Source organism: Phaeovulum sp., assembly GCF_041596715.1.
In the GTDB taxonomy this organism is placed as follows: Bacteria; Pseudomonadota; Alphaproteobacteria; order Rhodobacterales; family Rhodobacteraceae; genus UBA6213.
This window is the reverse complement of record NZ_JBFHIA010000018.1, coordinates 1-22021: the sequence shown is the minus strand read 5'-3', so window position 1 is coordinate 22021 and position 22021 is coordinate 1. Positions and strand designations below refer to the sequence as shown.

Genomic DNA, 22021 nt, shown 5'->3' with positions numbered 1-22021 from the left:
TGGGCGCTATTGCGAAATGGGCAACTCAACGGTGAAGGTGGTGCCGACCCCGAGTTCGCTTACATAGTCGATCGAGCCGCCGTGCGATTTGACGATTTCCTGCGCAATACTCAGGCCAAGGCCGCTACCGCCAAAGGACCGCCGGTCAGATGAGTCAACCTGCGTGAAACGACCAAAGACCTTCTCGCGAGCATTTTCCGGAATACCAATCCCTGAATCCTTGACACTTATGCTCGCCCGATCGCCAGCCGTCGTGATGAAGATTTCGATTGAATCGCCGAAGTTCGAGAACTTAATCGCGTTGGACAGCAGGTTATCAAACACCTGATGCATGCGCGCTTGATCGACATAGGCGATTACCGGTTTGTCGGGGCGCGCAAAATTGACCTTGATCTGCTTTGGCGTTGCGTAGGTGCTTATCGACTTGAGAGAGTCTTGCACCAGATCGGCAAGGTCGGCGCGCTCAAAGCTGTAGCTCAACTTGCCTTGCTCAAGCCGTTGAATATCCAACAGATCATTGATGAGCGACGCAAGGCGAAGGCTGTTTTTATAGGCAATCTCTTGCACTTCGCTAAAACGTTCCGGGTTGGCATTAAGCGCACCGCTTCGCATCAGGCTCAGCGCGCCCTTGATCGAGGTCAGGGGGGTTCTAAGCTCGTGGCTTACGACAGACACAAACTCGGATTTAACCTTTAGGGCCATTTGCGCGGCGTCGCGCTGCACTCGAACTTCGTCGAGTTGGTCTAGGCCGGTGCGATACATTTTCAGAAAAATGAACGAACAATCGAGAACGAAATACAAAACGAAAATCGACGTCATGAACTGAAGCCACTGCGGAGAGCTTAGCGGTGCCTCAACTATGAAAATATCTTTCAGGGGGATGAATATGAACACCGCGCCGTAAACGACAAGCCGAACCATCAAGATTTGCGGAATCTGGTGGTTGTTCACGGCGGCAAACAGGCCCGCTGCAAACAAGAAGAAAAGCGGCGTAAAGTGCGATTGCGTACCTTCAAGATACGCAACAAGAAAAACAAAGACCGCCACGGCGATAGAGCTGAGGGTCGATGTCAGAAGCAGAAGGCGGTAATATTTTCTGCATTGGCCAAGATCACCATTTTCCCATGCCAATACGCGCCTAGAGATAATCGTGTCTGCCAACTCGGCGACTTCGCAGATGAAGTAGCAGATAGCCGCAACGAGTATGCTGTAGTAGATGCCGCAAAGTAGCGCGGCACCAAGGTATATTCCCTGGCGCTGCCAATAAAGCGCAAGCCCGCCCGCCGCAAAATCCTTTAGCCGCTTTTCAGCGCGCACAAACGAGGCTTTTTCAGCAGGGTATCCATCGACGTAAGGTGCGAGATTCGACCAGAGCCGCGATCTGAACGAAACTGCGTAGCTCTTCGATTGATCTGACAGCATACTCATCGGACTTCCTAGTTTGCTCGCCGGGGGCGTGGCTGATGCTCGTGTCAGGCTTTGCGGATGCTTGTTGCGAAGCACCGCGCGCCGGACCCGATTGCCCTTGCCTTCGAAGCTAATGGCCAATTATGGCGCGAGATTGTTGCAACCGTGAGAACATTACGACTGTCTTTCGAATACAGTCCAGTGCTGCCGGCGCGACCGGGTATGGGCATGTGCAAAAGCAGACCGCCCTGTGGCGCAAGTTGCATCCACAAGGCGGTCAGGTCTGGCGAAGTTTGGGGTTGCGACAGTCAGTGTAGCGTCACGTGGCGCGGTCTTTCGGTGGCGCGAGGTTCGTATGTCTGGGCGATATCGTCCAGGTCGAGCTTCTGAAAGTCGGTCACCAGAAAGGTCGTGTCGATGCAGGTCGTCTTGTGCGGAACATAGTCCGTTTGCTGGAAGGTTCCGTTGGCCGCGGTCACGTCGCCGACCGAAACTTCGCGCAGGAATTGCCCGATCATGTCGTCGTCGGTGATGGTGATGGTCGCCAGGTTGCGGCGCGGTGCGTTCATGCGCCCGAGCAGCGGCTCGAAGGAAATATCCACAAGCAGGCGTCTGCTGGGCTCTTGCAGCAACACCATCTCGGCGACTTCGCCGACAATTCGGAACTGTTGAAAATACGCGCTCATTCTTCCTCCAGACTCGGCGGCATCGTTGCCTTTTGGCAGGCCACGCCCACGGGGTGCGGACGCGTCTTCTAATACCGTTCAATGCTTTCTCGCCGATGAGTCTGACTAAAATGTGGTAGCTACTTGGCGTTTTGCGGAACACGGGGGGTAGGGCCGGGGTGTTCCGCATTTTTGACAGTTGCCGTTACGTCATCAATCGCCGAAGGCCCACGTGCTTGCGTCTGGGTTGTTGACGCCCCCAAAATTGAGCGCAGTCGCTGACCGAATCGCGACGCTGGAACGTGACGCTTTCCCAATTGGGCCAAGCCGAAGTTTGGTTTTGGGCGCGCAGTTTGATATCTGCACGCAAAATAGCCGCAGCTGCGGCATAGTGGCGCAGGGTGGGGCCGAAAAGTAAAATCCACAACCCAGAGAAGTGCAACAATGCCACAGTTTCGCCTCAATTGTCCTTGGTTGCGCAACAAGGGTGAACGTCGATCTGAAACGACGTAGAAAGAAAAAAAACGCAGTAGGCACAGCAGTAGTGAACGTCACCCCAGTCGTGTTTGGAAGTTCGGTGATTCGAGTGCGGCAGCGCCGCCCGCGGTCAGTCTGTTATCCGACGATTCCAGGCTTTGGTAGGCGTGAGTCATTCCAAGCGCGGAGGTTGTGTGGCGTAAGGTGGCGTTCTGATTGTCTCGCATCGCGAAACGATCGCATCGAGTTACGTTGGTATGATTATAAATTGGTGGGTGTTCCAATCCAACGCAGGGGACGCTAATTCATGGATGGCTACAACATGGGTATCGAAACAACCACATTGTCGTTTCACAATATTCACGCGCATGGCGAGTTGTTTGTAAATCTTTTCAAAGCGCGTCGACGTTCTTTTATTTTGCGAAATCATTGGGACCTTCCCGAGGCTGACGGGATGGAGTTCGATCAATACGATACTCCGGCAAGCCGTTGGATCGCCGTGCATGACGGAGAGGACGTGTTGGCGGGAATCCGTCTGACGCCCACGACGGCCAAGTGCGGCATGTACACCTATATGATTCGAGACGCACAAAAGGGTATGCTTGAGGGTATCCCGTCGAACCTTCTGTATGACGAAGCGCCGGTGGACCCCAATATCATGGAATCGTCGCGCGTTTTCGTTTCGACAAGTGTGCCTGCAAATCTGCGGATCAAGGTGCAGACCGATTTGATGCTAGAGCTGATCAATACGTCCCGCTCTTTGGGGGCGCGGCAGATTCTGGGTCTGGTCCCTGCGGTCTGGTCACGCTGGATCGGGCGTCTCAACATGAAGGCAGAGCCTGCGGGCCCGGTCATGGAAATCGACGGTGCGCGTGTGCAGGTTGCGATGATGACACTAGGCAACGAGTTGCACTGATACCTATTCGACCGGCGAAACGTTCCGATCAATCAGAGCGACTTCGCTGGTCAAACTTTCACGCAACATATCCTCAAAGATATCCGGGTCGGGCATCGCCGATGCGACAAGTGCAGAGCCGACACTTTTTGCGCGGGCTGCACCGCCAAAGGTCGGGTTGCTTTTCCCGCCGGATTTTCCAAGGTTCACGATGGCGCGGTGGATTGGCTGTAGCGCACCGAACCTTGAAATTGCCCCGAAATTCGCGCGATCTCCGACCGACACCGTGATGGGGCGGCCGCGGCATTCTCTGTCTTGAGAGATTCGCAGAAACTGATCGATACCGCAGCGGATATCGTCTGCGGTGGTGTTCGACCTTTGGTGGCTTACGCACACGAACAGCCCGTTTCCGCGGTAAGAAAGAAGGCTGCCTTCTTCGTTCAGGGTGTTTGCGATTGCCTTCGCGACCGAGTGCAGAACGTGGATGTATTCGCTGGCACTTGCCGATGCGTGAATCTTTTCAATATCGGCGATGCCCACGGCGAATACCGACGAGGAAAATTGGCTGCTGCGCGACAGCTGCATGATGTAGTTTTCGAACGCCGTGTAGCTGATGGCACTATGAACACCCTCGATCTCGGTGGGGTGATCGAGGCGCGGCATTGCGGGCATACCCATGATCAGGCGCATCTTTGCCAATTCGCCCTGCCGTTGGGCGACGCGATGCGTCTCGGTTACCAGCATTTCGGCCATTCTGAGCCGGAAGGCGAGTTCCAGAAAGTCGAACGGCTTGGTCAGATAGTCCGTCGCACCGGCAGCGAAGGCGCGTTCCACATATTCGGTCTGCGACATCGCGGTTAGCATGATGATCGGAGTGCGCGCATAGGCACGCATTTCGCGGATTCTACAGCACAGCTCTATGCCGTCCATGTCAGGCATCTGGATGTCGAGCAGAAAACAATCTACCCGCGTCCGCCCGCCTTGCAGGGTTTCCAGTGCCTTCGTGGCCGAAGGTGCGGTCAGGGTTTGTGAGTGACCAAATAGGGTAAGCGACTGCTCAAGCAGTTCCAGAACCATGGTGTCGTCGTCGACCGCCAGAACTTTCATTTCGCCTCGCTGACCTGTTTTTCGTTGTGACAAAGCTGTTTTCGCGTTGAACCAATGGCTTGTTCGCCACGGACCGCTTACCCACACCAACCGCAACTATCGGCAAAGCGTTGGCCGAAAATGCGTTCTGATCGTGGCAATTCAGTGGCCAATGGGTGCAGCGCCGAAAACTTCGGCGGCGGCGTTGCGCCGCTGTCACGCTGAAAGATCGGGAAAATATCGAAAGGCTTGTGCGCGCGCCCACGCGGCTTGGCCAAGGCCGTTCACATCGTGTGAACCTGCCAAGCCTGTCGGGCGCGCCCCAGTTTCTTTATTTTGCGGCGTTCTTTGCCCAAAGCTCGCTGACCTGACCGGGCAGCTCCATCGGGTCAAACGGTTTCATGATACTGCCTATGACCGCCGCGCTTATCGTTTCATCGAAATCGGTCGCGAGGTTCTTTGCGGTCATGAAGATCGCTGGCACGTGCGCAAGGCTTTCGTTCTTGCGCAGTTCAACCAAGGTCGCATACCCGTTCATGTCGGGCATCATGAAGTCCATGAGCATGAGGTCTGGCGAAAAATCTGCTGCCTTCGCAACGGCTTCGGCACCCGAAGAGCATTGCAATAGCGTGAAGCCGCCGATCAAGCCAAGCGACAATTGCACGATCTGCAAAATGTCCTCGTCGTCGTCAACGTGTAGTATGCGTCGTAGGTCGTCCATAGTGGCGTTTGTCCAGACGTGTGCCGAGTCTCGGCATTGTTGCGGTTTTAGAACATGGGAAAATGATAAACTTAGAGCGCCTCTCAATGCGCCACATCATTTCGCGGCCTGAAACAGCGCGAGCCTCAAAATGGCATCGGCACCAGCACACAACATCACGGTTACCAGGCGCGCAGACAACCTGCGACTATAACCAACTAGAACGCGCTCAACATAGAGTGGTTTTTTTGCTCGGGCCAGCGAAAACCGCGTCGAAAATGTACAAGGCAATATGACCTAACGTTTCTGACACGGAAACAATGCGCGACGGCCCACACGAGGGTTCCGCCAGCGTCCGCGCAGTCGGGAGGCGGCTTTGCTGCATGGTGCAAAGGGCTTGGCAGCCACGCGGTGCTACGAGCAGGCGCTGGCGCCGTTATCGCTAAAAAATCGTTAACAAACGCCTGGCGGACAAATTGTTGCCAGAATTGTCCTTCACCAATGAGGAGTGATCGACGAGCGATCCCGAAATTGGTGGGTGTTGTAGGTATGTTTGAGGTTGCAACTCCGAAGTTTGAACGTGGAGGTAACATCCAGTGAGAATTCTAACGGTAGATGACGACCCCATGTTCCGCGATCTGCTTTCGCTCACCTTGCATGAGCTGGCACATGAAAACGTGACCTCCGCGAACTCGGGCGAACAAGCACTGGAATATGTCGCCCGGGCAGGGCAGCCTTTCGATTGCTTTCTGCTCGATATCCAGATGCCCGGGATGAGCGGCGTCGAGCTTTGCCGCGCGATCCGTAAGCTGGAAGCCTACCGTCAGACGCCGATTATCATGATCACCTCGATGTCAGGCAAAAGTTTTGTCGATGCGGCGTTCAAGGCGGGCGCAACCGACTATCTGACCAAGCCGCTCGACAAGCTTGAAATCCGCGCGCGACTGGGAATGGCGGCGCGTTTGAACGCAGAGCTGCATCGCAACGCAACCCTCACCGCGCAGGCCAGCGCGAACGCGCGTGCGCCTGTTGTGCGCGTTGATTTCGAAGCACCGACCAATATTCCGGGCGTGCCGAACTGCATCGAATATCTGGCGCTCGAAAACTACCTTCTTACGCTTGGCTACGGCCGCCAGATCGGGCTTGCTGCTTTTGCGGTGCATGTCGAAAACGCAGCCTCGATTTACAGCCAAGCCGATCCGGAAGAGTTTCTGGACATGCTGAAGGATGTCGCGAGTGTCATCGCAGATGAGCTGAAGACCGAGCAGCCGATGATAGCCTACGCCGGTGAAGGCAATTTTGTTGCCCTTGTCAGCCGCCTTGCAGAGCATGACACCAAAGATCTGGAAACCTCCATCAACGTGGCGCTGATGGATTTCGAAAGCTTCTATGCGGCAGGCGGGTTGCCCGCGCCTGTCGTAACCGTAGGAGAGCTTGTCCGCAGTTCGATGGTTGCGTTGGGCAAGCAGGTGACGATCCTCGACAAAGCCATAGCGCTTTCCGTGTCGCCTCAGAGCCGTAAGTCAAAAGTTTGGAGGTTCGTGTCATGACGGCTGCCGCAGTGCAGAAGAAAGAGACTTTTCCACCGAGTGTGATCAGCTCTCAACTAGAAACCCAACTGACTCAGCTGCGCGGCAGATTTCTTGCCACGGTTGTTGAGCGTATCCTGATGTTCGAAGCGAAGATTCGTGATCTGGAAGCCGACAGCAACTCTGCGGCGGCGCTGCAAGAGATTTCAAATCTTGCGCACAAGATCACTGGCGTCGCTGCGACCTTTGGCTTCCCCAAGATTGGCGCGCTTGCAGCCGATGTCGAGCACAAGATTGGCGAAGGCCGCGCAAGCGGGATTTCTGCGCAGGAAAGCTGGCGCGATACGTCGCCCATTCTGGAAAAGCTTCTTGACGAAATGGAAGCGATTCTCGACGTTTGATTGCTGATGCGCCGCTTGGTGCGGCGGGTTGAGGCCGCACCAAAGACCGCCATTCCGCGATGTCTTACCCCTATTACTGATCGCGCGCAGGTCGCACCTTTCAAGGTGCGGCCCGAACCGCGCATCCCCCATAACCAGATGCCGTTGCGGCAAGCGAATTGGCTGAACATGATCCATGTCAAGGTGCGGGCGGTCAGGGTGGGCAATCTCTCTTAGACGGCGCTGTTGAGCGCTAACATTGCGGGGGGCCGGGCCATTCTACAGATTCGCATTCATGGTCGCGGCGGGCAGGGGGTGGTTACGGCCGCCGAAATGCTTTCGATCGCGGCATTCGAGCAGGGGCGCCACGCGCAGGCGTTTCCCTCGTTTGGGTCCGAGCGCACCGGTGCGCCGGTGGTGGCCTTTTGCCGCATCGACGACAAGGCGATCCGTTTGCGCGAGCCGATCCTCGCGCCTGATGCGCTGATCGTGCAAGATGCGCATCTGCTTGACCAGATCGACGTGTTTCAAGGGTTGAAACCCGATGGATATGTGCTGATCAACAGCCGCCACAGCGTATCGGAAATGGGGTTGGACGAGGTTGCCGCGGGTCTGCCCTCGGGGCATATCCTCACGCTGCCTGCAACAGAGATTGCGATGAAGCATCTGCACCGCCCGCTGCCCAACGCAGTTCTGTTGGGTGGATTTGCGGCGATGACGGGGATGATCTCACTCGAAGCAGTCACCTATGCCATCGGGCGCAAGTTCAAGGGCGAGGTGGCCGAACGTAACATCGGAGCCGCCGCCGAGGCACATGCGATGCTTTCGGCGCACGAGGAGGCGCGGGCATGATCAAACAGACCGAAGGCTCACAAGCCGTAGCCGAGGCGGTAGCACTCTGCCGCCCCGAGGTGATCTGCGCCTACCCGATCTCGCCGCAAACCCATATCGTCGAAGGGCTGGGCGCGCTGGTCAAATCGGGCGAATTGACCCCTTGCGAGTTTCTCAACGTCGAATCCGAGTTTGCGGCGATGAGCGTGGCAATTGGTTCGTCCGCCGCAGGCGCGCGCACCTATACCGCCACGGCAAGTCAGGGCCTCTTGTTCATGGTCGAGGCGGTCTACAACGCCTCGGGCCTTGGCCTGCCGATCGTGATGACCGTGGCCAACCGCGCCATCGGCGCGCCGATCAACATCTGGAACGATCATAGCGACAGCATGAGCCAGCGCGATTGCGGCTGGATCCAGCTTTTTGCCGAAAGCAACCAAGAGGCGCTTGATCTGCATATTCAGGCATTCAAGCTGGCCGAAGAAATGTCGATGCCGGTCATGGTGTGCATGGATGGCTTTATCCTGACCCATGCTTACGAGCAGGTCGATATGCCCGAGCAAGCACAGGTCGATGCCTTCCTGCCGCCCTACGAACCGCGGCAGGTGCTTGACCCTGCTGACCCGGTTTCAATCGGCGCGATGGTGGGGCCTGAGGCATTCATGGAGGTGCGCTATCTGGCCCATGCCAAGCAGACCATGGCGCTCGACCGCATTCCGGAAATTGCCGATGAGTTCAAAGAGGTGTTCGGGCGCGATGCCGGCGGGCTGGTGCGTGGCTACCGCATCGATGACGCAGAGACGATCGTGGTGGCGCTGGGCTCGGTGGTGGGCACATTGGAAGAAACCATCGACACGATGCGCGCTGAGGGGGTGAAGATCGGTGTGCTTTCGATCCGCTGCTTCCGCCCCTTCCCGATGGCGGCGGTGCGTGCGGCGCTGGCGCGAACGGCGCGCGTTGTGGTGCTGGAAAAAAGCTTTTCGGTCGGCCTTGGCGGCATTGTATCGACCGACGTGCGGCTGGCGATGGTGCGCATTCACGTGCGCGGCTACACGGTGGTGGCAGGGCTTGGCGGTCGCCCGATCACGCAAGAGTCGCTGCTGCGCGTGCTGCGGCTTGCGGTTGCGGACGAGTTGAAAAACCTCACCTTCCTCGACCTCGATTGGGATATCGTGAACCGCCACCTCGCGCGCGAAGCCGCAAGCCGCCACACCGGGCCGCTGCCCGAGGCGCTTTTGCGCGATATCGGCGCCAGCGCGCCGCGCAGCCGTTAGAAAGGTCTGGCCATGACGCAACCCATCAAGTTCTACCAGACCGGCACCTTCACCGTGGGCAACCGTTTGCTGCCCGAAGACAAGCGCACCGTGCAAAGCTCGACCGCGCGTGACAACTCGCTCAACTCGGGTCACCGGGCCTGTCAGGGCTGTGGCGAGGCGTTGGGCGCGCGCTATGCGGTTGATGCCGCCATGCGCGCCACCGCGGGGCAACTGATCGCTGCCAACGCGACCGGTTGCCTAGAGGTGTTTTCAACGCCGTATCCTGAAACGTCGTGGCAATTGCCGTGGATACACTCGCTTTTCGGCAACGCCGCGGCCGTGGGCTCTGGCATCGCGGCGGCATTGAAGGTCAAGGCCGCGAAAGCGGGGCTTCCCGAGGCCGTCACCCGCGTGATCGCACAAGGTGGCGACGGTGGCACCACCGACATCGGCTTTGGCTGCCTTTCGGGCATGTTCGAGCGTAACGATGACGTGCTTTACATCTGCTACGACAACGAAGGTTACATGAACACCGGCGTGCAGCGGTCGTCGGCCACGCCGCCCGCCGCGCGCACCGCCACCACACAGCCGCTTGGCCCCGAGCCGGGGGCGGAGTTTGGCAAGGGCAAGAACGTGCCGCTGATCGCGGTGGCGCATGAAATCCCCTATGTCGCCACCGCCACCGTGGCAGACCTGCACGACCTTGAGGCAAAGGTCGAAAAGGCCATGAGCCTGCGCGGCGCGCGCTATCTGCATGTATTCGTGCCCTGCCCGCTGGGCTGGGGCGCGGCGAGTTGCGATACGATCCGCCTTGCCCGCCTTGCGCGGGAAACCGGGCTTTTCCCAGTGTTCGAAGCCGAAGATGGCGAGATCACTGCCGTCACAAAAATACGCCGCCCGGTGCCGGTGGACGAATATCTGCGCCTGCAAAAGCGTTATGCGCATCTGTTCGGTGCCAAGGGCCACCCCGAAACCATCGCGCGGATTCAAGCAATGGCGGACAAGAACATCAAACGCTTCGGCCTTCTGGATGCGGAGGGCGCAGCATGACCATGAAGAAACCCTTTGCGATTACGCTCGACCCCGGCTCGTCGCTCGCCAACAAGACCGGCGCGTGGCGCACAGAGCGCCCGGTCTACGTGGACCGTCTGCCGCCATGCAATGCGCAGTGCCCGGCGGGTGAAGATATCCAAGGCTGGCTGTTCCATGCCGAAAGCGGCGATTACGAGGCGGCTTGGCGCCACCTTGTGCGCGACAACCCGTTTCCAGCGATTATGGGGCGCGTCTGTTATCATAGCTGCGAGGGCGTGTGTAACCGCGCCAAACTTGATGCCGCGGTGGGGATCAACTCGGTCGAACGCTTTTTGGGCGACGAGGCGCTGGCGCTTGGCTGGCAGTTTGAGGCACCGCAGGCCGAAACGGGCAAGCATGTGCTGGTAGTGGGGGCGGGGCCGTCGGGGCTATCGGCGGCCTATCATCTGCGTCGCCTTGGCCACCGCGTCACGGTGATTGAGGCGGGCGAAGCGCCGGGCGGCATGATGCGCTTTGGCATCCCGAAATACCGTCTGCCGCGCGATGTGCTCGACGGTGAAGTGGCGCGCATTGCGGCGATGGGCGTAACCTTCCGCTACGGCGAGAAGGTCAGCGATATTCTGGCCGCGATGCGCGATGAGGGGGCAGACGCCGCCTATCTGGCTATCGGTGCCCATATCGCAAAGCGCGCCTTCATTCCGGCCAAGGATTCCTCGCATATTCTCGATGCGGTCGCGGTGCTGCGCTCGATGGAGGGCGAAGCGCCGGCGATGTTGGGGCGTCGCGTGGTGGTTTATGGCGGCGGCAATACCGCGATCGACGTCGCGCGAACCGCGCGCCGCTTGGGTGCGACCGAGGCGATCATCGTGTATCGGCGCACGCGGGAACGTATGCCCGCACATGATTTCGAACTCGAAGAGGCGCTGGAGGAAGGCGTCAAGGTCAAGTGGCTGTCCACCATCACCGGTGCCGAGGGAGGCAAGCTGACGATCGAGAAGATGGTGCTCGATGCTGATGGCAAACCACAGCCCACGGGCGAGTTTGAAACGCTCGACGCAGATTCGCTGGTGCTGGCGGTGGGACAGGATGTCGATACATCGCTTTTGGCCGCGGTGCCGGGGCTGGTGGGCGCGGATGGTATGGTCGCGGTTGACCTGGTGACGCAGATGACCGCGCATCCGGGCCTTTTCGCCGGGGGTGACATGGCACCGGGCGAGCGCAATGTGACCGTGGCGGTAGGCCACGGCAAACGCGCCGCGCGCAATATCGACGCTTGGCTGCATGGCAAGGTGCTGGCACCCAAAGCGCAAAAGCCGATTGCCGAGTTCGACCGGCTGAACCCTTGGTACTATTCGGATGCGCCCAAGACGCTGCGCCCGCAACTCGACATGGCGCGCCGCACCTCGAGCTTTGACGAGGTTCAGGGCGGCTTGACCGAAGACACCGCCCTGTTCGAGGCGCGCCGCTGTCTGTCTTGCGGCAACTGCTTTGAATGTGACAACTGCTACGGGGTCTGCCCCGACAACGCGGTGATCAAGCTTGGCCCCGGTAAACGCTTTGAAATCAACCTCGATTACTGCAAGGGCTGCGGTATATGCGCTGCCGAATGCCCATGCGGGGCCATCGACATGGTTCTGGAGGCAGACTGACTCTGCCTCCGTTTCGGGCGCTTTGCGGCTGCACTGCGGCGTCGTTGGGCGCGATAGCGGTACTGTTTTATACTGTCCAGAAATCCGTTGACCACATGGTGTCATTCGTGATGCGCTCTGTCTTGACCGAACGGTCAGAAAAGATTCGCAGTCGAGGGCACCAAGACCCTCAAGCACAGGGAGAACGGCTATGACAGCACCGGGTGAGAACCTTCGGGTAGATGGCACCCGCCTTTGGGAAAGCTTGATGGATATGGCCAAGATCGGCCCCGGTGTGGCGGGTGGCAACAACCGCCAGACCCTGACCGACGCCGACGCCGAAGGCCGCGCGCTTTTTCAACGCTGGTGCAAGGACGCGGGCCTCAGCATGGGCGTCGATGAAATGGGCACCATGTTTGCCCGTCGAGAAGGCACCGATCCCGATGCGCTTCCGGTCTACATCGGCAGTCACCTCGATACGCAGCCAACGGGCGGCAAGTATGACGGTGTGCTGGGTGTGCTTGGCGGTCTCGAGGTGGTTCGCACGCTCAACGACCTCAAGATCAAGACCCGGCATCCGATCGTGGTGACAAACTGGAGCAACGAAGAAGGCACGCGATTTGCCCCCGCCATGCTTGCCTCGGGCGTGTTCGCAGGTGTTCTGACCCAAGATTTCGCCTATAGCCGCAAAGACGCCAAAGGCCTGAGCTTTGGTGACGAACTCAAGCGTATCGGATGGGTCGGCACAGAAAAGGTCGGCGCGCGCAAGATGCATGCGATGTTTGAATTGCACATCGAGCAGGGGCCGATTCTGGAAGCCGAGGGCAAGGACATCGGCGTGGTCACGCATGGGCAGGGCCTGCGCTGGGTTGAATGCACCGTGATCGGCAAAGGCCAGCACACCGGCAGCACGCCCATGCGGATGCGCCGTAACGCTGGCCGCGGGTTGGCGCAGATAACCGAACTCGTGCACGAGATCGCCATGAAGCACCAGCCGAACGCGGTGGGTGCCATCGGGCATATCGACGTGTATCCAAACTCGCGCAACATCATCGCCGAGAAGGTGGTGTTCACCATCGATTTCCGCAGCCATGAGCTGGACACGCTGGAAGGCATGGTGGCCGAGTTGCAAGAACGCGCACCGGCCATTTGCGAGGCATTGGGGTGCAGCTTCGAAAGCAAGGTCGTGGGCGAGTTCGATCCGCCGGCTTTTGACCCCACGCTGGTTGCCCGCGTCCGTGCGGCGGCCGAAAAGCTGGGTTACAGCCACATGGACATTATCTCGGGTGCCGGTCACGATGCCTGCTGGATCAATCGGGTCTTTCCGACCACGATGATCATGTGCCCCTGCGTCGACGGCCTCAGCCATAACGAGGCTGAAGAGATCACCCCCGACTGGGCTGCAAAAAGTGCCGATGTTCTGCTGCATGCGGTGCTGGAAACGGCGGAGGTTGTTAGCTGACGTTCGGGGGTATGCCCCCGACCTCTGCGCTATCTGAACAATGAAAAAGCAGCCACGCTGCAACAGGGAGAAACCGATGAGCACTGTCATCAAGAACGGAACCATCGTTACGGCTGACCTTACCTACAAGTCCGATGTGCTGATCGAGGGCGGCAAGATCGCCGCGATCGGGCAGGGGCTGGTGGGCGACACGGTGCTGGACGCCACCGGCTGCTACGTGATGCCCGGCGGGATCGACCCGCACACGCACCTCGAAATGCCCTTCATGGGCACCTATTCGAGCGACGATTTCGAATCCGGCACCCGCGCAGCGCTGGCGGGCGGCACTACCATGGTGGTCGATTTCGCGCTGCCGGGGCAGGGACAGGGGCTGATGGACGCGCTGAAGATGTGGGACAACAAGTCCACCCGCGCCAATTGCGACTATTCCTTCCATATGGCGATCACCTGGTGGGGCGAGCAGGTCTTCAACGAAATGGCTGACGTGGTGGACCGCGGGATCACCACCTTCAAGCATTTCATGGCCTATAAAGGCGCGCTGATGGTCAACGACGACGAGCTGTATTCCAGCTTCCGCCGTTGTGCAGCCCTTGGTGCCTTGCCCTTGGTTCATGCCGAAAACGGCGATGTGGTGGCCGAGCTTTCGGCGCAATTGCTTGCCGCTGGCAATACCGGCCCTGAAGCACATGCCTATAGCCGCCCGCCGCAAGTGGAAGGCGAGGCGACCAACCGCGCGATCATGATCGCCGATATGGCCGGGGTGCCGCTTTATGTGGTGCACACCTCTTGCGAAGACAGTCACGAGGCCATTCGCCGCGCCCGCCAACAGGGCAAGCGGGTCTGGGGCGAGCCCTTGATCCAGCACCTGACGCTGGATGAGAGTGAATATTTCAACGCCGATTGGGACCACGCCGCGCGCCGGGTGATGAGCCCTCCGTTCCGCAACAAGCAGCATCAGGACAGTCTCTGGGCCGGTCTGCAATCGGGCAGCCTGTCGGTTGTGGCCACCGATCACTGTGCCTTTACCACCGAGCAAAAGCGGTTCGGCAAAGGCGATTTCTCCAAGATCCCGAACGGGACCGGTGGGCTAGAGGACCGTATGCCGATGCTGTGGACCTATGGCGTAACGACCGGACGGATCACCATGAACGAGTTTGTGGCCGTCACCTCGACCAATATCGCCAAAATCCTGAACTGCTACCCGCAGAAAGGCGCGATCTTGGTGGGCGCGGATGCTGACATCGTTGTGTGGGACCCCAAGGCGGGCAAGACGATCAGCGCGAAGACGCAGCAATCCGCCATCGATTACAACGTGTTCGAGGGCAAGGAAGTGATGGGCCTGCCGCGCTATACGCTGACACGCGGCAAGGTGGCCGTGACAGAGGGCAAGGTGCAGACCGAAGCGGGGCATGGGCAATTCGTGCCGCGTGCGCCGGGGCAAGCGGTCAACCGCGCGCTGTCGCAATGGAAAGAACTGACCGCACCGCGGCCGGTGCAACGGTCGGGCATCCCGGCGAGCGGGGTGTGAGTTGAAAGACATGAGCAGCCCCCCCGTGATCGAGGCAAAGGGCATCGGGCTGGTATTTCAGACCGACGACGGGCCGGTAGAGGCGCTGAAGGACATTTCGCTTACCATAGGGCGGGGCGAGTTTGTCAGCTTTATCGGGCCTTCCGGTTGCGGCAAGACCACCTTTCTGCGTGCCATTGCGGCGCTGGAACACCCAACTTCAGGCACGCTGACGGTAAACGGCATGACCCCGGAAGAGGCACGTCGCAGCCGCGCTTACGGCTATGTGTTTCAGGCCGCGGGGCTTTACCCTTGGCGCACAATTGCGGGAAATGTGCAATTACCGCTCGAAATTATGGGTTTTTCGCGCAGCGATAGAGCCGAACGGGTACGAAAAGTGCTGGATCTTGTCGATCTGGGCGGTTTCGGAAAGAAGTTTCCCTGGCAGCTATCGGGCGGCATGCAGCAGCGCGCTTCGATCGCCCGCGCGCTGGCCTTTGATGCCGACATCCTGCTGATGGATGAACCGTTCGGCGCGCTGGACGAGATCGTGCGCGACCGGCTGAACGAAGAGCTTTTGAGACTTTGGAACGAGACCGGCAAGACCATCGGCTTTGTCACCCACTCGATCCCCGAGGCGGTGTATCTGTCGACCAAGATCGTGGTGATGTCGCCGCGACCGGGGCGTATTGCCGATGTCATCGAAAGCCCGCTACCGCGCGAACGACCGCTCGACATCCGCGATTCACCCGAGTTTCTGGAAATTGCGCACCGGGTGCGCGAGGGGCTGCGCGCGGGGCACGCCTATGACTGAGCGGGCAGGACTGTCGGTGTTGGCCGGGGGCGCCATGCCCCGCAAACCCCGTGGCGGAAAACAGGCGATGAAAAAGGGGGGCAGGGAATGAAATCCGTAATGCCCATCCTGACCGTGCTTTTGGCGCTTGTGCTGATCTGGTACGCCGCGGCAGTTGGCCTGAACGCGCAATGGACCCGCGATCAGGCCGCCCGCGCCGGTGTGGAAGTGAGCTTTTCCGACATTTTGAGCGATACCCTGAGCCAAGCGCGGCCCAAACTGCCCGCGCCGCATCAGGTTGCCGTCGAACTTTACCAAAGCACTTGGGACGAAGAGGTGAACGGGCGGCGCGGAATCGTGGCGACCGGCACCCTGTCGAACCGTAGCCTGATCTATCATGGCTGGGTCACGCTTAGCGCCACGATGCTCGGTTTTGCCTTTGGCACGGGGCTGGGCATCCTGCTGGCCGTGGGTATCGTGCACAGCAAGGCGATGGATATGAGCTTTATGCCCTGGGCGATTGCCAGCCAGACGGTGCCGATTTTGGCGATTGCGCCGATGGTCATTGTGGTGTTGGCCTCTATCGGCGTTAAAGGCTTGATACCAAAGGCGATTATTGCGGCATACTTGAGCTTTTTCCCGGTGCTGGTGGGCATGGTCAAAGGCTTTCGCGCGCCCGACGGGATGCAGCTTGATCTGTTGAAAACCTATAACGCCAGCCGGTTTGGCACCTTCTGGCGGTTGCGGTTGCCCTCGTCGGTCCCTTATCTTTTCGCCTCACTCAAGGTCGGCATCGCGGCGGCACTGGTGGGCACGATCGTGGGCGAACTGCCTGCGGGGGCTTCGGCGGGGCTGGGTGCGCGCCTACTTTCTGGCAGCTATTACGGCCAGACGATCCAGATCTGGGCGGCGCTGCTGGCCGCCGCCGCCTTGGCAGCAGGGCTGGTGGTCATCGTCGGGATGATCGAGCGGGTGGTGCTTGGCCGGATGGGGATGCGGTCATGATTGGTGCTTGGGGATCCTTGGTTTTCTGGGCGCTGGCGACGCTGACGAATGTCTGGCTCGCGCGGAGGTTCAGCCATAACCAGCTGGTAAAGTTGTTTATTCCGGCGCTGTTCGGGGTAACGCTGCTGGTGTTGTGGGAGGGGTTGGTGAACGGACTTGCCGTCAGCCCGGTGATACTGCCCCCGCCCTCGATGATCGGCGCGCGGATCGCGGGCAGCCTGCCGATGCTCTGGACAGACTTCAGCCAGACCATCTTGAAAGGCGCGCTTTCCGGCTATCTGATCGGCTGCGGCGCGGCGGTGGCGGTGGCGGTGGCGGTGGACCGCTCGCCCTTCTTGCAGCGCGGGCTTTTGCCGGTGGGCAATTTTGTGGCCGCCCTGCCGATTGTGGGCATCGCCCCTATCCTTGTGATGTGGTTCGGCTTTGACTGGCAGTCAAAGGCCGCGGTGGTGGTTGTCATGGTGTTCTTTCCGGTGCTGGTGAACATGGTCGCGGGGCTTAAGGCGACCGATGCGCTGCAACGCGACCAGATCGCCACTTGGTCGGCGAGTTACTGGCAAGGGTTGGTCAAGCTGCGGATTCCGGCGGCCATGCCGTTTTTGTTCAACGGTTTGAAAATAGCGACCACTTTGGCGTTGATCGGGGCAATTGTTGCCGAGTTTTTCGGCAGCCCGACGCGCGGTATGGGGTTTCGCATCTCGACCGCTGTGGGACAGCTTGATTTGCCGCTGGTCTGGGCCGAGATTGCTGTGGCGGCACTGGCGGGTTCGGCCTTCTACGGGCTTGTGGCACTGATAGAGAAGGGGGTCACATTCTGGCACCCCTCGCAGCGAGGACGGGCGTAAACGATACCAAGGCCGGGGCAAACTCCGGCGCTTCAACAAGGGAGACGATAATGAAAAGACTACTGACAAGCGCGCTGGCACTGGCCGCAATGGCCGGGGCAGCGCAGGCGGCTGACGATGTGACCTTGCAACTGAAATGGGTCACGCAAGCGCAGTTTGCGGGCTATTACGTGGCGCAGGACATGGGCTTTTACGATGAGGAAGGGCTGAATGTCACCATCCTCGCAGGCGGGCCCGACATTGCGCCGACGCAGGTGATCGCAGGCGGCGGGGCCGATGTGGTGATCGACTGGATGCCCCCGGCGCTTGCCGCACGCGAAAAGGGCCTGCCGCTGGTGAACATCGCGCAACCGTTCAAGTCTTCGGGCATGATGCTGACCTGCCTTGCTGAAACCGGCATCAAGACACCTGCGGACCTCAAGGGCCGCACGCTTGGCGTCTGGTTCTTTGGCAACGAGTTTCCGTTCTTCAGCTGGATGAGCACGCTTGGCTATTCCACCGCAGGCGGTGCGGATGGCGTGACGGTGCTCAAGCAGGGCTTCAACGTCGATCCGTTGCTGCAAAAGCAGGCCGACTGCATCTCGACCATGACCTATAACGAATACTGGCAGGTGATCGATGCGGGCATCGCGCCCGAGCAGTTGGTGACCTTCAAGTATGAAGATCAGGGCGTGGCGACGCTGGAAGACGGGCTTTATGTGATGGAAGCCAACCTGTCCGATCCGGCCTTTGTCGACAAGATGGTGCGCTTCGTGCGTGCCTCGATGAAAGGCTGGAAATACGCCGAAGCCAACCCGGATGAAGCTGCGATGATCGTGCTCGACAACGACGAGACGGGCGCGCAGACCGAAGGCCACCAGAAACGGATGATGGCCGAAGTGGCGCGGCTGACCGCAGGCTCGAACGGCGCGCTCGACCCGGCCGATTACGAGCGCACCGTGGCCACGCTGATGGCAGGCGGTTCGGACCCGGTCATCACCTCGGTTCCCGAAGGGGCGTGGACGCATATGATTACGGATCTGGCTTTGCAGTAAGCCAAGGCTGGAAGGCAGACAGAGGGGCGCGGGCAGCAATGCCTGCGCCCTTTTTCATTCTGATGCGCAGAACAGTGGGTGGATGCTTCGATCTGTGCTATACTTTGCACGTCCCCCGGGGTGTGGGACGACTAGCGAGGAGGGAAGGCATGACAAAACTACTTGGTTCCCGCAGGATCGTGCGCGCCATCAGCGTTGCAACCGCGGTCGTGTTCGCGGTCAGCGTTTCCGGGTGTGCAATGTGATTTTGTAGGAATCGGGGCGCGCGCTCGTTAGGGCGCGCGCTCTTATGTTCATGACTGCGCGGCGCCGAAGGCCTTGAACTTGTGAATGCAAATCCAAGATATTGAGTTGGTTAAATAAACCTGTAAACTGCTCGGCAAGGGGGATTTACCTTGGCGCGCAGTCTTCTGACCGGCACGAGAATACGAGAGCGGCGCACCGCGCAGGGGCTGCGGCAGGCCGATGTGGCGCGTACCGCCGGAATCTCGCCCGCCTATCTTAACCTGATCGAACACAATCGCCGCCGCGTCAGTGACGCGCTGCTGGCGCGACTGGCAGAGGCGATCGGGCTGGATCTATTCGCGCTTTCGGATGGGGCCGAGGGTGCCTTGTTCGATGGCCTGCGCGAGGCGGCAAGCGCGCAAACCGTGCGCGGCGCGCAGCCCGAAATCGACCGTATCGAAGAGTTTGTTGGCCGTTTTCCCGGCTGGGCCGGTGTTCTGGCCGAACGGCAGGCGCGCATTGCGGCGCTGGAGCGCACCGTGGAAGGGTTTTCCGAACGCATGGCGCAGGACCCATTCCTTTCTACCGCGCTGCACGAGGTGCTTTCGGCGGTAACTTCGCTGCGCTCGACCGCGGCCATTCTGGTTGAAAACGATGCGATCGACGCGGAATGGCGCGCGAGGTTTCATCGCACAATCCACGAAGAAAGCCTGCGTCTTTCCGATACCGCCGAGGCGCTGGTGGGCTATCTCGACACGCTTGATGAGGCCGAATCCGGCCTTTCGTCGCCGCAGGAAGAGGTCGAGGCTTGGCTGGCGACGCATGATTTTCATCTGGCAGCACTTGAGGGGCCACGCGCCCCGGCCCCCGAAACGCTGACCGCGGGGGTGGCGGAACTTGCCAGTTCTGCTGCCCGCACATTGGCCGCCGAGCATATCGTGCGCGCCCATGCCGATGCGCTGGCGCTGCCGCTCAAGCCGTTCTTGCGCGCGTTGGCAGAGGACGGGCCAGACCCGGCCCGTCTGGCGGGCCGATTTGGTGCACCCTTGGCGCGGGTGTTTCGTCGCCTTGCCAGCCTGCCACCCGAGGCGGGGCTGACAGAGGTGGGCTTGGTCATCTGCGATGGCTCTGGCAGCTTCAGCTTTCGCCGCCCGATGCCCGGCTTTGCGTTGCCGCGCTTTGGCGCGGGCTGCCCGCTCTGGCCGCTTTACGAGGCGCTCGGGCGACAGATGCAGCCGATCCGCGCGGTTATCGAACTTGCGGCGCGCGTGCCGCAGCGGTTTCTGACCTATGCGATTTGCCAGCCCTTGCAGCCCACGGGCTTCGATGCCCCGCAGGTGCTGGAGGCGTCAATGCTGATCCTTCCAGCACCGCCCGAGCGTGGCGCGGTCGAGCGTGCGGTCGGTGTTTCCTGCCGCATCTGCCCGCGCATCGCGTGCCCTGCCAGACGCGAACCTTCGATTGTCACCTAAGGTCGGTCATCGCGTTTTGACTTTCGTGTGGCAAGCCGCAATAGTCGGGCCGTGTGGTCGGGCGGGGAGGCACGATCCGGGATGCGTGGCAGGCATGTCGTACTGATCGAAGACGAGTTGAACATCGCCGAGGCGATCCGCTTCATTCTGACCCAAGACGGGGCAGCGGTAACGCATCTGGCATCGGGCACCGATTCCACAGCAGTCTTGATGCGTGAAAAGCCTGATGTCCTCGTGCTTGATGTGATGCTGCCAGACCGTTCCGGGCTTGAAATCCTTGCAGAAATCCGCGCCATTCCCGAATTGGCGATGCTGCCGGTGCTGATGCTGACCGCGCGCGGCAAAAACCGCGACCGCGAAGCGGCAGAGCGCGCGGGTGCAAATGCCTTTCTGGCCAAACCCTTCGCCAATGCCGACCTGCTGGCGCAAGTGCGCGCCCTTGCCGAGGGAGGGGCCTGATGCCGCAGACCCAGCCGCTGTTTCTGGCGCGCCGGTCCTACCGTCGGCGGCGGATGATGGATGCCGTGCGCTTGCTGCCAGCCTTCGGCACGGTGCTGCTGCTTTTGCCACTGCTTTGGCGACCGGCCGAGACGCCCGAGCCCGATACCGCGCGCGGGCTGATCTACCTTTTCACCATCTGGGTGGTGCTGATCCTCGCGGCGCTGGCGCTGTCTCGTGGCTTGGCCCCGGCGTTGCTGGACCCAGAGGAACCCGTCCGTCCGGGCCCTGAAACCGAACCGCGTGACGGGGCGGGCTGAGCCATGCCTTTCAATATCCTCGTCGCCGTATCACTTACCTATGTCGCGGTGCTTTTTGGCGTGGCCTTCGTGGCCGAGCGGCGGGCGGTCGGTGGCCGTGCGGGTTGGCTGCGGTTGCCGCTTGTCTATACGCTGTCGCTTTCGATCTATTGCACGGCATGGACGTTTTACGGCGCGGTGGGCTATGCGGCGCGTTCCGGGCTGGAGTTTCTGACCATCTATCTTGGTCCGACGCTGGTTTTTGTCGGCTGGTGGTGGGCGCTGCGCAAACTGGTGCGGATCGGGCGCGCGCAGCGCGTAACCTCGATCGCTGACCTCATTTCCAGCCGCTATGGCAAATCAAACTTTCTCGGGGTGGTGGTAACGCTGATGGCGGTGTTGGCCGCCACGCCCTACATCGCGCTGCAATTGCAATCTGTTACGCTGTCGTTCGGGGTTTTCGCTTCTGACACACCCGAGGGGTGGGCGATGCCCGATCAAGGCGCTACAGCACTGTGGGTGGCTGCGGGGCTGGCGCTTTTCACCATCCTGTTCGGCACCCGCAACCTTGACGCCAATGAACGCCACCATGGCATTGTCATGGCGATTGCAGTCGAGGCGGTGGTGAAACTGGTCGCGCTTTTGGCGGTCGGGCTGTTCGTGGTCTGGGGCGTGGCAGGGGGCGTGGCAGACATTCTGACCCGTATCGACGCCTCGCCCATTGCCGATTGGGAACTCAAACCCGGCCGCTGGACAGGGCTGACCTTTGTTTCCGCCGCTGCAATCCTGACCCTGCCGCGCATGTTCCAAGTGATGGTGGTCGAAAACGCGGACGAGCGGCATGTGGCCACCGCCAGTTGGGCCTTTCCGCTGTATCTGATGCTGATGAGCCTGTTCGTGGTGCCAATCGCCGTTGTGGGCCTAAGCACCATGCCCGAAGGATCAAATCCCGATCTTTTCGTGCTGACGATTCCGCTGTCGCAGGGCGCGGGCAAGCTGGCGCTTTTGGCCTTTCTGGGCGGCTTTTCATCGGCCACCTCGATGGTCATCGTCGCGGC

The 22021-nt window shown here is 60.1% G+C and carries 20 protein-coding genes and 1 pseudogene; 17 read left to right on the top strand and 4 right to left on the bottom strand.

Annotation, left to right across the window (positions count from 1 at the left end; translation table 11 throughout):
* Positions 1-6: 6 nt before the first annotated feature.
* Together ABY403_RS02505 and ABY403_RS02500 are read right to left on the bottom strand one after the other, a co-directional pair.
* Entirely contained in the window at positions 7-1548 is a 1542-nt protein-coding gene (locus ABY403_RS02505; protein ID WP_372838376.1) for a sensor histidine kinase, read from the bottom strand.
* A gap of 167 nt (positions 1549-1715) precedes the next feature.
* Positions 1716-2093, bottom strand: a complete 378-nt coding sequence (locus ABY403_RS02500; protein ID WP_372838373.1) for a hypothetical protein — start codon at positions 2091-2093, stop codon at positions 1716-1718.
* Between the two features lie 763 nt (positions 2094-2856).
* Here ABY403_RS02500 and ABY403_RS02495 point away from each other — a divergent pair.
* Complete coding sequence (locus ABY403_RS02495; protein ID WP_372838370.1) at positions 2857-3465, top strand: acyl-homoserine-lactone synthase; 609 nt, start codon at positions 2857-2859, stop codon at positions 3463-3465.
* A 3-nt stretch (positions 3466-3468) separates the two neighbouring features.
* Here the strand turns inward: ABY403_RS02495 and ABY403_RS02490 are convergent, their stop codons facing one another.
* A complete protein-coding gene (locus tag ABY403_RS02490; protein WP_372838381.1) occupies positions 3469-4638 on the bottom strand; it encodes a PleD family two-component system response regulator in 1170 nt (389 codons plus the stop codon).
* Between the two features lie 223 nt (positions 4639-4861).
* Positions 4862-5251, bottom strand: coding sequence for a response regulator (locus ABY403_RS02485; RefSeq protein WP_372838367.1), 390 nt, complete (start codon positions 5249-5251; stop codon positions 4862-4864).
* Positions 5252-5826: 575 nt separating this feature from the next.
* Between ABY403_RS02485 and ABY403_RS02480 the strand changes: the two genes are divergently transcribed.
* The 16 genes and pseudogenes from ABY403_RS02480 to ABY403_RS02405 all read left to right on the top strand — a co-directional run.
* Positions 5827-6780, top strand: coding sequence for a PleD family two-component system response regulator (locus ABY403_RS02480; RefSeq protein WP_372838365.1), 954 nt, complete (start codon positions 5827-5829; stop codon positions 6778-6780).
* Positions 6777-7160, top strand: a complete 384-nt coding sequence (locus ABY403_RS02475; RefSeq protein WP_372838362.1) for an Hpt domain-containing protein — start codon at positions 6777-6779, stop codon at positions 7158-7160. Before ABY403_RS02480 ends, ABY403_RS02475 begins: the two co-directional genes overlap by 4 nt.
* 225 nt (positions 7161-7385) lie before the next feature.
* Positions 7386-7991, top strand: coding sequence for a 2-oxoacid:acceptor oxidoreductase family protein (locus ABY403_RS02470; RefSeq protein WP_372838359.1), 606 nt, complete (start codon positions 7386-7388; stop codon positions 7989-7991).
* Positions 7988-9241, top strand: coding sequence for a transketolase C-terminal domain-containing protein (locus tag ABY403_RS02465; RefSeq protein WP_372838357.1), 1254 nt, complete (start codon positions 7988-7990; stop codon positions 9239-9241). The genes ABY403_RS02470 and ABY403_RS02465 overlap by 4 nt, the downstream gene beginning before the upstream one ends.
* Positions 9242-9253: 12 nt before the next feature.
* A complete protein-coding gene (locus ABY403_RS02460) occupies positions 9254-10273 on the top strand; it encodes a thiamine pyrophosphate-dependent enzyme (RefSeq protein ID WP_372838355.1) in 1020 nt (339 codons plus the stop codon).
* Complete coding sequence (locus ABY403_RS02455) at positions 10270-11904, top strand: NAD(P)-binding protein (protein WP_372838352.1); 1635 nt, start codon at positions 10270-10272, stop codon at positions 11902-11904. Before ABY403_RS02460 ends, ABY403_RS02455 begins: the two co-directional genes overlap by 4 nt.
* A gap of 190 nt (positions 11905-12094) precedes the next feature.
* Positions 12095-13345, top strand: coding sequence for a Zn-dependent hydrolase (locus ABY403_RS02450; RefSeq protein ID WP_372838349.1), 1251 nt, complete (start codon positions 12095-12097; stop codon positions 13343-13345).
* Between the two features lie 76 nt (positions 13346-13421).
* Positions 13422-14873, top strand: a complete 1452-nt coding sequence (gene hydA / locus ABY403_RS02445; protein WP_372838346.1) for a dihydropyrimidinase — start codon at positions 13422-13424, stop codon at positions 14871-14873.
* A 10-nt stretch (positions 14874-14883) separates the two neighbouring features.
* Positions 14884-15666 (top strand): ABC transporter ATP-binding protein, encoded by a 783-nt coding sequence (locus tag ABY403_RS02440; protein WP_372838343.1) that lies wholly within the window; start codon positions 14884-14886, stop codon positions 15664-15666.
* A gap of 87 nt (positions 15667-15753) precedes the next feature.
* Complete coding sequence (locus tag ABY403_RS02435; RefSeq protein WP_372838340.1) at positions 15754-16650, top strand: ABC transporter permease; 897 nt, start codon at positions 15754-15756, stop codon at positions 16648-16650.
* Entirely contained in the window at positions 16647-17495 is an 849-nt protein-coding gene (locus ABY403_RS02430; RefSeq protein WP_372838337.1) for an ABC transporter permease, read from the top strand. Before ABY403_RS02435 ends, ABY403_RS02430 begins: the two co-directional genes overlap by 4 nt.
* 50 nt (positions 17496-17545) lie before the next feature.
* Positions 17546-18529, top strand: coding sequence for an ABC transporter substrate-binding protein (locus ABY403_RS02425; protein WP_372838335.1), 984 nt, complete (start codon positions 17546-17548; stop codon positions 18527-18529).
* 395 nt (positions 18530-18924) lie between these two features.
* The gene (locus ABY403_RS02420; RefSeq protein WP_372838333.1) at positions 18925-20226 is read left to right on the top strand and encodes a helix-turn-helix domain-containing protein; all 1302 of its coding nucleotides are present in this window, start codon (positions 18925-18927) and stop codon (positions 20224-20226) included.
* Positions 20227-20307: 81 nt separating this feature from the next.
* The gene (locus ABY403_RS02415) at positions 20308-20685 is read left to right on the top strand and encodes a response regulator transcription factor (RefSeq protein WP_372838331.1); all 378 of its coding nucleotides are present in this window, start codon (positions 20308-20310) and stop codon (positions 20683-20685) included.
* Positions 20682-20984, top strand: a complete 303-nt coding sequence (locus tag ABY403_RS02410; RefSeq protein WP_372838378.1) for a hypothetical protein — start codon at positions 20682-20684, stop codon at positions 20982-20984. Before ABY403_RS02415 ends, ABY403_RS02410 begins: the two co-directional genes overlap by 4 nt.
* A gap of 3 nt (positions 20985-20987) precedes the next feature.
* Positions 20988-22021, top strand: a pseudogene (locus tag ABY403_RS02405) (sodium:solute symporter); the annotation flags it as partial.

What these genes read in the sequence shown, in the direction of transcription:
- ABY403_RS02500 (WP_372838373.1), bottom strand. Translation starts at nt 2,093, where the DNA reads ATGAGCGCGTATTTTCAACAGTTCCGAATTGTCGGCGAAGTCGCCGAG.
- ABY403_RS02495 (WP_372838370.1), top strand. Translation starts at nt 2,857, where the DNA reads ATGGATGGCTACAACATGGGTATCGAAACAACCACATTGTCGTTTCAC.
- ABY403_RS02485 (WP_372838367.1), bottom strand. Translation starts at nt 5,251, where the DNA reads ATGGACGACCTACGACGCATACTACACGTTGACGACGACGAGGACATT.
- ABY403_RS02475 (WP_372838362.1), top strand. Translation starts at nt 6,777, where the DNA reads ATGACGGCTGCCGCAGTGCAGAAGAAAGAGACTTTTCCACCGAGTGTG.
- ABY403_RS02465 (WP_372838357.1), top strand. Translation starts at nt 7,988, where the DNA reads ATGATCAAACAGACCGAAGGCTCACAAGCCGTAGCCGAGGCGGTAGCA.
- ABY403_RS02460 (WP_372838355.1), top strand. Translation starts at nt 9,254, where the DNA reads ATGACGCAACCCATCAAGTTCTACCAGACCGGCACCTTCACCGTGGGC.
- ABY403_RS02455 (WP_372838352.1), top strand. Translation starts at nt 10,270, where the DNA reads ATGACCATGAAGAAACCCTTTGCGATTACGCTCGACCCCGGCTCGTCG.
- ABY403_RS02450 (WP_372838349.1), top strand. Translation starts at nt 12,095, where the DNA reads ATGACAGCACCGGGTGAGAACCTTCGGGTAGATGGCACCCGCCTTTGG.
- hydA (WP_372838346.1), top strand. Translation starts at nt 13,422, where the DNA reads ATGAGCACTGTCATCAAGAACGGAACCATCGTTACGGCTGACCTTACC.
- ABY403_RS02440 (WP_372838343.1), top strand. Translation starts at nt 14,884, where the DNA reads ATGAGCAGCCCCCCCGTGATCGAGGCAAAGGGCATCGGGCTGGTATTT.
- ABY403_RS02435 (WP_372838340.1), top strand. Translation starts at nt 15,754, where the DNA reads ATGAAATCCGTAATGCCCATCCTGACCGTGCTTTTGGCGCTTGTGCTG.
- ABY403_RS02430 (WP_372838337.1), top strand. Translation starts at nt 16,647, where the DNA reads ATGATTGGTGCTTGGGGATCCTTGGTTTTCTGGGCGCTGGCGACGCTG.
- ABY403_RS02425 (WP_372838335.1), top strand. Translation starts at nt 17,546, where the DNA reads ATGAAAAGACTACTGACAAGCGCGCTGGCACTGGCCGCAATGGCCGGG.
- ABY403_RS02415 (WP_372838331.1), top strand. Translation starts at nt 20,308, where the DNA reads ATGCGTGGCAGGCATGTCGTACTGATCGAAGACGAGTTGAACATCGCC.